Below are 12,468 nucleotides of genomic sequence, written 5' to 3' on the forward strand. Positions count from 1 at the left end.
TCAGGCGACGATTTGTAACAAAGGAAACGTGCTGCACTAATTTTCACCGTAGCAGGCGATTTTTGCGCCTTGTCGCTGCTGCGTGTGGTTGGTAAAGTAAGCGGATTTTGTTTTCCGCCCCAGCTTTCAGGATTATCCCTTAGTATGTTGAAAAAATTTCGTGGCATGTTTTCCAATGACCTGTCCATTGACCTGGGTACCGCGAATACCCTCATTTATGTAAAAGGACAAGGCATCGTACTGAATGAGCCTTCAGTTGTGGCCATTCGTCAGGATCGTGCTGGTTCACCGAAAAGCGTAGCGGCTGTAGGCCATGACGCTAAGCAGATGCTTGGCCGTACGCCGGGTAATATCGCTGCCATTCGTCCGATGAAAGACGGCGTTATCGCTGACTTCTTCGTGACCGAGAAAATGCTTCAGCACTTTATCAAGCAAGTGCACAGCAACAGCTTTATGCGTCCGAGCCCACGTGTTCTGGTGTGCGTGCCGGTTGGCGCTACCCAGGTTGAACGTCGTGCTATTCGTGAATCCGCTCAGGGCGCTGGTGCGCGTGAAGTTTTCCTGATTGAAGAGCCAATGGCGGCGGCAATCGGCGCGGGTCTGCCGGTTTCCGAAGCAACCGGTTCCATGGTGGTGGATATCGGTGGCGGTACCACTGAAGTGGCCGTTATCTCCCTGAATGGTGTGGTTTACTCCTCCTCGGTACGTATCGGTGGCGACCGCTTTGACGAAGCCATCATTAACTACGTTCGCCGTAACTACGGCTCTCTGATCGGTGAAGCCACCGCAGAGCGTATCAAGCATGAAATCGGTTCTGCTTATCCGGGTGATGAAGTTCGCGAGATCGAAGTTCGCGGCCGTAACCTGGCAGAAGGGGTTCCGCGTGGCTTTACCCTGAATTCCAATGAGATCCTCGAAGCGCTGCAGGAGCCGTTAACCGGTATCGTCAGCGCCGTCATGGTTGCCCTCGAGCAGTGCCCGCCGGAACTGGCTTCCGATATCTCCGAGCGCGGTATGGTTCTGACCGGTGGTGGTGCGCTGCTGCGTAACCTCGACCGCCTGTTGATGGAAGAGACAGGAATTCCTGTCGTAGTTGCAGAAGATCCACTGACTTGCGTAGCCCGTGGCGGCGGCAAGGCGCTGGAGATGATCGACATGCACGGCGGCGACTTGTTCAGCGAAGAGTAGTCAGGTGTGAAAGGGTAGCGGATGGCTACCCTTTCTCTCTGACGCGAGAGTACGCATAGCCTATGAAGCCAATTTTTAGCCGTGGCCCGTCGCTACAGTTTCGCCTCATCCTTGGGGTGTTGGTAGCGCTTGGTGTCATTATTGCCGATAGCCGCCTCGGTACGTTCAGCCAGATCAGAACGTACATGGATACCGCCGTCAGTCCTTTCTATTTTGTATCAAATGGTCCCCGTGAATTACTCGACAGCGTTTCGCAAACTCTGTCCTCACGCGATCAACTCGAACTTGAAAACCGCGCGTTACGTCAGGAACTGCTGCTGAAAAACAGCGAACTGCTGATGCTGGGCCAGTACAAGCAGGAGAATGCCCGTCTGCGCGAGCTGCTGGGCTCCCCGCTGCGTCAGGATGAGCAGAAGATGGTGACCCAGGTGATCTCCACCGTTAACGATCCGTACAGCGATCAGGTGGTCATCGACAAAGGCAGCGTTAATGGCGTCTACGAAGGCCAGCCTGTCATCAGCGATAAAGGCGTCGTCGGCCAGGTGGTAGCCGTTGCTAAGCTCACCAGCCGCGTATTGCTGATTTGCGATGCGACCCATGCGCTGCCGATCCAGGTTCTGCGTAACGACATCCGCGTGATCGCAGCCGGTAACGGTTGTACGGACGATCTACAGCTGGAACATCTGCCGGCGAATACCGATATTCGCGTGGGTGACGTACTGGTGACCTCCGGTCTCGGCGGGCGTTTCCCGGAAGGGTACCCGGTTGGGGTGGTCTCCTCCGTGAAGCTGGATACTCAGCGCGCGTATACGGTGATTCAGGCACGTCCTACCGCGGGCTTACAGCGTCTGCGCTATCTGCTGCTGTTGTGGGGCGCCGATCGTAACGGTAGCAATCCCATGACGCCGGAAGAGGTGCACCGCGTGGCGAATGAACGTCTGATGCAGATGATGCCGCAGGTTCTGCCTGCGCCAAACTCCATGGGGCCGCCTGCGCCAGTTCCTGCGCCAGCGACAGGGCTGACCCAGCCACCGCCTGATGCGCCGCCGCCACCGCAACTCTCTCCGGGAGGGCAATAGTGGCAAGCTACCGTAGCCAGGGACGCTGGGTTATCTGGCTCTCGTTTTTGATCGCGCTGTTGCTGCAAGTCATGCCCTGGCCGGACGACATTCTCGTTTTCCGGCCAAACTGGGTGCTGCTGATTTTGCTCTACTGGATCCTTGCTCTGCCGCACCGCGTAAATGTGGGCACAGGTTTTGTGATGGGTGCCATACTGGATCTGATCAGTGGCTCGACGCTTGGCGTACGCGCGCTGTCCATGAGTATCATCGCATACCTGGTCGCACTGAAATATCAGCTCTTTCGTAATCTGGCGCTCTGGCAACAGGCGCTGGTGGTGATGTTGTTATCCATGGCCGCGGATATCATTGTTTTCTGGGCAGAGTTTTTAGTGATCAACGTCTCTTTCCGTCCGGAAGTGTTCTGGAGTAGTGTAGTAAACGGTGTGCTCTGGCCATGGCTGTTCCTGTTGATGCGTAAGGTCCGCCAGCAATTTGCCGTGCAATAAAAGGTTTCTATGACGTCTTTATATCTCGCTTCCGGCTCCCCGCGCCGTCAGGAGTTGCTCACGCAGTTGGGTCTCTCTTTTGAACGTATCGTTACCGGCATTGAGGAAAAACGGGCTGAGGGCGAAAGCGCTCAGCAGTATGTCTCTCGCCTGGCGCGGGAGAAAGCGCAGGCTGGCGTGGCGCAGGTGCCACGCGATTTACCGGTGCTGGGCGCAGATACCATCGTGATCCTTAACGGTGAAGTCCTCGAGAAACCTCACGACGGCGAGCATGCCTTCAGGATGCTGCGCAAATTGTCCGGACAAACGCATCAGGTGATGACCGCCGTCGCGCTGGCTGACCGTCAGCACGTGCTCGACTGTCTGGTTGTCACCGATGTCACGTTCAGAGTACTCACAGATGAGGATATCGCCGGTTATATCACCAGCGGTGAACCTATGGATAAAGCAGGTGCATACGGTATTCAAGGGTTGGGTGGCTGTTTTGTCAGGAAGATCAATGGCAGCTATCACGCCGTAGTCGGCTTACCGCTGGTGGAAACGTATGAGTTGCTGAGCAATTTTAACTCACTGCGTGAGGGAAGGGATAATTATGACGGCTGAATTGTTGGTAAACGTAACGCCATCGGAAACCCGTGTGGCCTATATTGATGGCGGCATTCTTCAGGAAATCCATATTGAGCGCGAAGCGCGACGCGGAATAGTAGGCAATATCTACAAAGGTCGTGTCAGTCGTGTACTACCGGGTATGCAGGCGGCATTTGTAGATATTGGACTCGATAAAGCGGCATTTTTACACGCCTCGGATATCATGCCGCACACCGAATGCGTGGCGGGAGAAGAGCAGAAGCAGTTTACCGTCCGTGATATCTCCGAGCTGGTGCGTCAGGGCCAGGATCTGATGGTGCAGGTGGTGAAAGATCCGCTGGGCACCAAAGGGGCGCGCCTGACCACCGACATTACCTTACCCTCCCGTTATCTGGTCTTTATGCCTGGCGCGTCACACGTTGGCGTCTCCCAGCGTATCGAAAGTGAAAGCGAGCGCGAACGGCTGAAAAAAGTCGTCAGTGCTTACTGCGATGAGCAGGGCGGCTTTATCATTCGCACCGCCGCAGAGGGGATTAGCGAAGAGGATCTGGCCTCGGATGCCGCCTACCTGAAACGCGTCTGGACCAAAGTGATGGAGCGTAAAAAACGCAACCAGACCCGCTGTCAGCTGTACGGTGAACTGGCGCTGGCCCAGCGCGTCCTGCGTGACTTCGCCGATGCCCAGCTCGATCGCATCCGCGTCGACTCCCGTCTGACCTATGATGCGCTGCTCGAATTCACCGCAGAATACATTCCTGAAATGCCGGGCCTGCTGGAGCACTACACCGGCAAACAGCCCATCTTCGATCTCTACGACGTTGAGAACGAAATTCAGCGCGCGCTGGAGCGTAAGGTCGAGCTGAAGTCCGGCGGCTATCTGATTATCGACCAGACCGAAGCGATGACCACTGTGGATATCAACACCGGGGCGTTTGTCGGGCATCGCAATCTGGACGACACCATTTTCAACACCAATATTGAAGCGACGCAGGCCATTGCGCGTCAGCTTCGTCTGCGCAATCTGGGTGGCATCATCATCATCGACTTTATCGATATGAGTAACGAAGACCACCGCCGTCGCGTGCTGCATTCGCTGGAGCAGGCGCTGAGTAAAGATCGCGTAAAAACCAGCATTAACGGCTTTTCCCAGCTTGGGCTGGTAGAAATGACCCGCAAGCGCACCCGTGAAAGCGTGGAGCATGTGCTGTGTAACGAGTGCCCAACCTGCCATGGTCGCGGCACGGTGAAGACGGTAGAGACGGTTTGCTACGAGATCATGCGTGAGATCGTTCGCGTGCATCACGCCTACGACTCCGACCGTTTCCTGGTCTATGCTTCTCCTTCGGTGGCGGAAGCCTTGAAAGGGGAAGAGTCACACGCTCTGGCGGAAGTGGAAATCTTTGTCGGCAAACAGGTAAAAGTACAAATCGAGCCGCTCTATAACCCGGAGCAGTTTGACGTGGTGATGATGTAAAACGCAGCGTGCTGCGAGAAAACGGCTGACAAGGAGAGACGCGTGAGGCGATTGCCGGGGATTTTACTGCTTACAGGGGCAACGCTGATAGTGATTGTCGCGCTGCTGGTAAGCGGGCTGCGTCTCGTATTGCCGCATCTGGACAACTGGCGCCCGCAGCTGCTGGCGAAGATCGAATCCGCGACCGGTGTGCCCGTCGCGGCCAGCCAGCTCAACGCGAGCTGGCAAAACTTTGGCCCGACCCTGGAAGTGCGCGACATCAACGCGCAGCTGAAGGATGGCGGCCACGTTAAGATTAAGCGTGTGACCCTGGCGCTGGATGTCTGGCAAAGCCTGCTGCACCTGCGCTGGCAGTTTCGCGATCTCACCTTCTATCAGCTGCAATTTCTGACCAACACCCCGCTGCGCAGCGACGATCAGGGCGAAGGCTTCGAAGCCAACCGCATCAGCGATCTCTTTCTGCGCCAGTTCGATCATTTCGATCTGCGCGACAGCGAGATAAGCTTTATCACCCTTTCCGGGCAGCGTGCCGAGCTGGCGATCCCCCAGTTAACCTGGCTCAACGGCAAAGAGCGCCATCGCGCCGAAGGCCAGGTCAGCCTCTCCAGCCTGAACGGACAGCACGGCGTGATGCAGGTGCGTATGGATCTGCGTGACGACAATGGCCTGCTGAATAACGGTAAAGTGTGGATGCAGGCCGACGACGTGGACGTCAAACCCTGGCTGGGAGAGTGGCTGCAGCAGGACATGCAGCTCGAAACCGCGCGCTTTAGCATTGAAGGCTGGATGACCCTCACCAACGGCCAGTTCGCCAGCGGCGATCTCTGGCTAAAGCAGGGCGGCGCCACCTGGCCGGGGGAAACGCGTCAGCATCAGCTCTCTGTGGATAATCTCACCGCCCATGTGACCCGTGCCAATGAGGGCTGGCAGTTCGCCATTCCGGATACCCGTATCACCCTGGATGACAAAGCCTGGCCACGCGGGGCCTTGTCGCTGGCCTGGATTCCGGCGCAGGATGTGGGCGGCGTTGACAGTAAACGCAGCGATGAACTGCGCATTCGCGCCAGCAATCTGGAGCTGTCTGGCCTTGAGGGGCTACGGACCCTTGCGGCGAAACTCTCTCCGGCGCTGGGCGAAGTCTGGCAGGCCACCCAGCCGGTGGGGGCGATCAACGCCCTGGCACTGGATATTCCGCTGCAGGCAACAGAAAAAACCCGCTTCAACATTGCCTGGACCGATCTCGCCTGGAAGCAGTGGGAGATGTTGCCGGGCGCCGAGCATTTTAGCGGCACGCTGGAAGGCAGCATGGAAGATGGCCGTCTGGTGGCCCATATGCGTGACGCGAAAATGCCGTATGAAACGGTCTTCCGCGCGCCGCTGGAAATTGAAAAAGGGACCGCCACCCTCCACTGGCTGAAGAACGAGAAAGGTTTCCAGCTCGACGGGCGCGACATCGACGTGAAAGCCAAAGCGGTGCATGCCCGGGGTGATTTCCGCTATCTGCAACCGGCGGGCGATGAGCCCTGGCTGGGGATCCTGGCGGGCATCAGCACCGACGACGGCTCACAGGCCTGGCGCTATTTTCCTGAAAACCTGATGGGTAAAGCGCTGGTGGACTATTTGAGCGGCGCCATTCAGGGCGGGCAGGCGGACAACGCCACCCTGGCGTATGGCGGCAATCCGCATCTCTTCCCCTACAAGCACAACGAAGGGCAGTTCCAGGTGCTGGTGCCGTTACGCAACGCCACCTATGCCTTCCAGCCTGACTGGCCGGCGCTGAAAAACCTCGATATTGAGCTCAACTTTATCAATGACGGCTTGTGGATGAAAACCGATGGCGTGGCGCTGGGCGGCGTGAAGGCCAGCAACCTGACGGCGGTGATCCCCGATTATTCAAAAGAAAAACTGCTGATCGACGCCGATATCAACGGGCCTGGAAAAGCCGTTGGACCCTATTTTGACGAGACGCCGTTAGACGATTCGCTGGGCGCCACGCTCCAGCAGCTCCAGCTGGATGGCGATGTGAATGCTCGCTTACATCTGGATATCCCGCTGGACGGCACCATGACCACCGCAGAAGGCGACGTCAGGTTGAAAAATAACAGCCTGTTCATCAAGCCGCTGAACAGCACGTTGAAAAACCTGACCGGCCAGTTCAGCTTCGTGAATGGCGATCTGAAAAGCGGGCCGCTGACCGCAAACTGGTTCAGCCAGCCGGTGAAGATCGATTTCTCCACCACCGAGGGCGAGAAAGCCTACCAGGTGGCGGTCAATATGGATGCCAGCTGGCAACCTTCGCGGATGGATGTGCTGCCCAAAGTGGTCAGCCAGTCCCTTGAAGGCCGTGTACCGTGGAACGGCAAGGTGGCGATCGATCTGCCTTATCGTGGCACCCCGCATTACAAAGTGGACATCAGCGGCGACCTGAAAAGCGTCAGCAGCGATCTGCCTTCTCCCCTGAACAAGCGCGCAGGCGAGCCGCTGCCGGTGAAGCTAAATGTCGACGGGGATCTCAACAGCTTTACCCTGACCGGCAACGCCAGCGGGACAAATCACTTTAACAGCCGCTGGCTGCTGAACCGTAAGCTGACGCTGGATCGCGCCATCTGGACCACCGACAGCCGCACCCTGCCGCCGCTGCCGGAGCAGGCGGGTATAGAGCTCAACCTGCCGCCGATGGACGGGGCAGAATGGCTGGCGCTTTTCCAGCGCGGGGTGGGGCAAAATGTGGATGAAGCGGCGCAGTTCCCGCAACACATCACGGTGCGCACGCCAGCGCTGACGCTGGGCGGGCAGCAGTGGAATAACCTGAGCATTGTCTCGCAGCCCACCCTCAACGGTTCGAAAATCGATGCCCAGGGACGGGAGATCAACGCCAGCCTGCTGATGCGTGACACCGCGCCGTGGCAGGCGCAGATCCGCTATCTCTATTACAATCCGGCCTCCGTCACCGCCGGGACAAGCAATAACGTCTCGCCGTTATCCAGTACCTCACGAATCGATTTTAGCGGCTGGCCTGACCTACAGCTGCGCTGCGCCGAGTGCTGGCTCTGGGGACAGAAGTATGGCCGAGTTAATGGCGATTTCACCATCAAGGGCGATACCCTGACCCTGGCGGGAGGGTTGATTGATACCGGCTTCGGGCGCCTGACCGCCAACGGCGAATGGGTGAACGGCGTCCGCGAGAAGCGCACCTCTCTGAAGGGGCAAATTAAGGGCAACAAGCTGGATGCCGCCGCTAACTATTTTGGCGTCACGACCCCGATTCGCGGTTCATCGTTTGATGTCGATTACGATCTGCACTGGCGCGACATGCCCTGGAAGCCTGACGAAGCCTCGCTTAACGGCATTCTGAAAACGCGGCTGGGGAGAGGTGAAATCGCCGATCTCAGCACCGGCCATGCAGGGCAACTGTTGCGGTTACTCAGTTTCGACGCCCTGCTGCGCAAGCTGCGCTTTGACTTCAACGATACCTTTAATGAAGGCTTCTACTTCGACTCGATCCGCAGCACCGCGTGGATCAAAGATGGCGTATTGCACACCGACGATACGCTGGTGGACGGGCTGGAAGCAGATATCGCCATGAAAGGCTCCGTCAATCTGGTGCGTCGTGAGCTGGATATGGAAGCGGTGGTGGCGCCGGAAATTTCCGCCACCGTCGGCGTGGCGGCGGCCTTTGCCGTTAACCCGATTGTGGGCGCGGCGGTGTTTGCCGCCAGTAAAGTGCTGGGGCCGCTGTGGAGCAAAGTCTCCATTCTGCGCTATCACATTACCGGCCCGGTGGATAAACCGCAGATTAATGAAGTGCTGCGTCAGCCTCGCAAAGATGCACAGCAATGATTTGACGCGGGCAATTAATTGCCTCACTCTCAATAGATAAGATCTTAGATACGTCCTGTGGACGGCAACGAACGAGTAGCAAAACGATGAGTCTGAACCTGGTAAGTGAACATCTGCTGGCAGCGAACGGCCTGAGCCATCAGGACCTCTTTTCCATTCTTGGTCAACTGACCGAACGCCGTCTCGACTACGGCGATCTCTACTTTCAGTCGAGCTATCACGAATCCTGGGTTTTAGAAGACAGCATCATCAAAGATGGCTCGTATAACATCGACCAGGGCGTCGGCGTACGTGCCGTTAGCGGTGAGAAAACCGGTTTTGCCTATGCGGACCAGGTTAGCCTGACCGCGCTGGAACAGAGCGCGCAGGCGGCCCGCACCATCGTGCGCGAAAGTGGCGATGGCCGGGTGAAAACCCTGGGTGAAGTGCAGCACTCTGCGCTCTATACCAGCGTCGATCCGCTGCAAAGCATGAGTCGTGAAGAGAAGCTGGATATCCTGCGCCGGGTGGACAAAGTCGCCCGCGCGGAAGACAAGCGCGTACAGGAAGTCTCGGCCAGCCTGAGCGGCGTATATGAGCTGATTCTGGTGGCGGCAACCGACGGCACCCTGGCCGCCGACGTGCGTCCGCTGGTGCGTCTCTCCGTCAGCGTGCTGGTGGAAGAGGATGGCAAACGCGAGCGCGGCTCCAGCGGCGGCGGCGGTCGTTTCGGTTATGAATGGTTCCTCAATCCGGTGGATGGCGAAGTGCGTGCCGACGCCTGGGCGAAAGAGGCGGTGCGCATGGCGCTGGTTAACCTCTCTGCCGTGGCGGCGCCTGCGGGTACGCTGCCGGTAGTGCTGGGTGCAGGCTGGCCTGGTGTACTGCTGCACGAAGCGGTAGGCCACGGTCTGGAAGGCGACTTCAACCGCCGCGGCACCTCTGTGTTCAGCGGTCAGGTAGGGGAGCTGGTAGCCTCGGAACTCTGTACCGTAGTGGATGATGGCACCATGACCGATCGTCGTGGCTCGATCTCCATCGACGATGAAGGCACGCCGGGCCAGTACAACGTGCTGATCGAAAACGGCATCCTGAAAGGCTATATGCAGGACAAGCTGAATGCGCGCCTGATGGGCGTTGCGCCAACCGGCAATGGCCGTCGCGAATCCTACGCGCACCTGCCGATGCCGCGTATGACCAACACCTATATGCTGGCGGGTAAATCCACGCCGCAGGAAATTATCGAATCCGTTGATTACGGGATCTACGCGCCGAACTTCGGCGGTGGCCAGGTGGATATCACCTCCGGTAAATTTGTCTTCTCAACCTCAGAAGCCTATCTGATTGAGAAGGGCAAAGTGACCAAAGCGGTGAAAGGCGCCACCCTGATTGGCTCCGGCATCGAAGCGATGCAGCAGATCTCAATGGTGGGTAACGATCTGAAGCTGGATAACGGCGTCGGTGTCTGCGGTAAAGAGGGGCAGAGCCTGCCGGTAGGCGTCGGTCAGCCAACCCTGAAAGTGGATAACCTGACCGTCGGTGGTACTGCGTAATCTTTTCATCCTGACCCTCTCCCGCGGGAGAGGGTTACTCCTTCCTTCCCCGCATCTCCTGAAACAGCGTCGCCACCTGCACAAAATAGTCCGTCAGATAGTTAATGCACACCTGCACCTTCAGCGGCAGCTTATCCTTTTCGGTATAGACCGCGTAAACCGGGCGTGGATCCGACTGATAGCGCGGGAAGAGGATCTCCAGCTCGCCGCTGTTGATCTCGTTGATCACCCACATCAGCGGCACATAGGCGATCCCGGCTCCAGCCACCAGCCAGCGGGAGATGGTCATCGGATCGTTAGTGACAAAACGCCCCTGCGGCAGCAGCTTTGTTGACAGACCCTCTGGCGCAGTCAGCTCAAATTCATTATCCGGCCGCACGCTGTACTCCAGCCAGGCGTGATTGCTGAGGTCCGCCGGTTTTTCCGGGATACCCGCTCTGGCGAGGTATTTTTTCGCCGCGCACACCACCATCGGCATGCTCCCCAGACGACGCGAAAAGAGGCTCGAATCCTGCAAAGCCCCGACGCGGATCACCACATCCAGGCCATCGGCGATCAGATCCGGAGCGGGAATACCGGTGACCAGATTAACCGTCAGCCCCGGATACTCCTGCAACATCTCAGCGGTCATTTCAGCCAGGACATTTTGTGCCATAGTTGAAGAGCAGCCGATGCGCAGCGTGCCGATGGGGGTGTTATTGAAGGCGTAGAGTTGCTCATGTACCGACTGGGCTTCATACAACATTCGCCGGCAGCCCTGATAATAGATTTTCCCGGCCTCCGTCAGGCCGAGGCTGCGCGTGCTGCGGTTGAGAAGCTTCACCTGGAGGTCATCTTCCAGTTTGGCAACGGTCTGGCTGATAGAAGAGACGCTCATCTGTAGTTGCCTGGCCGCGGCGGTAAAGGAGCCCAGCTCAACGACTTTGGCAAAAACTGACATCCGTTTTAGACGTTCCATTATTCACTCTGGCTTAAAAGTGATTTAGATCACATATGATAGATAACAGCATAACAGTTACGCTAATATATTATTAATACATTATAGCTACGCCACTCTCGCCCGGCTTTTCTGGCCACTTCTGCGGTGGTGTACGCTGAATAATTCTTTCGCCTGCTCGCTCTAATCAAGGTCAACATGAGTCTGTTTCCCGTTATCGTGGTGTTCGGTTTGTCGTTCCCACCGATATTCTTCGAACTGCTTTTATCACTGGCGATTTTTTGGCTGGTGCGAAAGGTGCTGGCTCCAACCGGGATCTATGATTTCGTCTGGCACCCTGCATTGTTTAATTCCGCGCTCTATTGCTGCCTGTTCTATCTGGTATCGCGCCTGTTTGTTTGAGGTTGATGTGAAAACACTAACAAGAAAAATCTCCCGTACCGCCATTACCGTGGCACTGGTCATCCTCGCGTTCATCGCTATTTTTCGCGCGTGGGTCTATTACACTGAGTCACCGTGGACGCGTGATGCGCGTTTTAGCGCTGACATCGTCGCCATCGCCCCCGATGTGGCGGGGCTGATCACCGCCGTCAATGTGCATGACAACCAGCTGGTCAAAAAGGATCAGGTGCTGTTTACCATCGACCAGCCTCGTTACCGGAAAGCGCTGGAACAAGCCGAAGCGGATGTCTCTTACTACGAGGCGTTGGCGGCGGAAAAACGTCGTGAGGCTGGGCGCCGTAATAAGCTGGGGGTGCAGGCGATGTCCCGCGAGGAGATTGACCAGTCCAACAACGTGCTGCAAACCGTACTGCATCAGCTGGCGAAGTCCGAGGCCACACGCGATCTGGCGAAGCTCGATCTCGAGCGCACCGTCATCCGCGCCCCGTCCGATGGCTGGGTAACCAACCTCAACGTCTATACCGGTGAATTTATTACCCGCGGCTCCACCGCCGTGGCACTGGTGAAACAGCACTCCTTCTATGTACTCGCCTATATGGAAGAGACCAAACTGGAAAATGTCCGTCCGGGTTACCGGGCGGAGATCACTCCCCTTGGCAGCAACCAGGTGCTGAAAGGTACTGTCGACAGCATAGCGGCAGGGGTGACTAACGCCAGCGCCACCCGCGACGGCAAAGGGATGGCGACGGTAGATTCCAATCTGGAGTGGGTGCGTCTGGCGCAGCGCGTGCCGGTGCGTATTCGTCTGGATGCACAGCAGGGCGACCTGTGGCCAGCAGGAACGACGGCGACGGTGGTGATCACCGGTGAGAAAGATCGGGATGCACGCCACGACTCGCTGTTCCGCAAAATTGCCCACCGTCTGCGCGAGTTTGGTTAA

10 protein-coding genes are annotated in these 12,468 nt (G+C 57.4%); 9 read left to right on the plus strand and 1 reads right to left on the minus strand.

Annotation, left to right across the window (positions count from 1 at the left end; translation table 11 throughout):
• Nucleotides 1-144: 144 nt before the first annotated feature.
• The 7 genes from mreB (at nt 145) to tldD (ending at nt 10,189) form a co-directional block, all read left to right on the plus strand.
• Nucleotides 145-1,188 (plus strand): rod shape-determining protein MreB, encoded by a 1,044-nt coding sequence (gene mreB / locus B3X29_RS19580; protein WP_000913396.1) that lies wholly within the window; start codon nt 145-147, stop codon nt 1,186-1,188.
• A 62-nt stretch (nt 1,189-1,250) separates the two neighbouring features.
• On the plus strand, nt 1,251-2,267 hold the full coding sequence (gene mreC / locus B3X29_RS19585) for a rod shape-determining protein MreC (protein WP_103177231.1): 1,017 nt from the start codon (nt 1,251-1,253) through the stop codon (nt 2,265-2,267).
• Nucleotides 2,267-2,755 carry a rod shape-determining protein MreD gene (mreD, locus tag B3X29_RS19590; RefSeq protein ID WP_103177230.1) on the plus strand — a complete coding sequence of 163 codons (489 nt, stop codon included), beginning with the start codon at nt 2,267-2,269 and terminating at the stop codon, nt 2,753-2,755. Before mreC ends, mreD begins: the two co-directional genes overlap by 1 nt.
• 9 nt (nt 2,756-2,764) lie before the next feature.
• On the plus strand, nt 2,765-3,358 hold the full coding sequence (locus B3X29_RS19595) for a Maf family protein (protein WP_103177229.1): 594 nt from the start codon (nt 2,765-2,767) through the stop codon (nt 3,356-3,358).
• Nucleotides 3,348-4,817, plus strand: coding sequence for a ribonuclease G (rng, locus tag B3X29_RS19600; RefSeq protein ID WP_103177228.1), 1,470 nt, complete (start codon nt 3,348-3,350; stop codon nt 4,815-4,817). The genes B3X29_RS19595 and rng overlap by 11 nt, the downstream gene beginning before the upstream one ends.
• 42 nt (nt 4,818-4,859) lie before the next feature.
• Nucleotides 4,860-8,657, plus strand: a complete 3,798-nt coding sequence (gene yhdP / locus B3X29_RS19605; RefSeq protein ID WP_159339876.1) for an AsmA2 domain-containing protein YhdP — start codon at nt 4,860-4,862, stop codon at nt 8,655-8,657.
• Nucleotides 8,658-8,743: 86 nt separating this feature from the next.
• The gene (tldD, locus tag B3X29_RS19610; RefSeq protein ID WP_156655286.1) at nt 8,744-10,189 is read left to right on the plus strand and encodes a metalloprotease TldD; all 1,446 of its coding nucleotides are present in this window, start codon (nt 8,744-8,746) and stop codon (nt 10,187-10,189) included.
• Nucleotides 10,190-10,223: 34 nt separating this feature from the next.
• Here tldD and aaeR read toward each other — a convergent pair whose 3' ends face one another.
• Complete coding sequence (gene aaeR / locus B3X29_RS19615) at nt 10,224-11,147, minus strand: HTH-type transcriptional activator AaeR (protein WP_103177225.1); 924 nt, start codon at nt 11,145-11,147, stop codon at nt 10,224-10,226.
• A gap of 177 nt (nt 11,148-11,324) precedes the next feature.
• On the opposite strand from aaeR, the gene aaeX reads away from it, so the two are divergent.
• Together aaeX and aaeA are read left to right on the plus strand one after the other, a co-directional pair.
• On the plus strand, nt 11,325-11,528 hold the full coding sequence (aaeX, locus tag B3X29_RS19620; RefSeq protein ID WP_032614553.1) for a p-hydroxybenzoic acid efflux pump operon protein AaeX: 204 nt from the start codon (nt 11,325-11,327) through the stop codon (nt 11,526-11,528).
• 7 nt (nt 11,529-11,535) lie between these two features.
• Nucleotides 11,536-12,468, plus strand: a complete 933-nt coding sequence (aaeA, locus tag B3X29_RS19625) for a p-hydroxybenzoic acid efflux pump subunit AaeA (RefSeq protein WP_103180995.1) — start codon at nt 11,536-11,538, stop codon at nt 12,466-12,468.

This window comes from Leclercia sp. UBA5076 (genome assembly GCF_002416465.1).
Taxonomy (GTDB): Bacteria; Pseudomonadota; Gammaproteobacteria; order Enterobacterales; family Enterobacteriaceae; genus Enterobacter.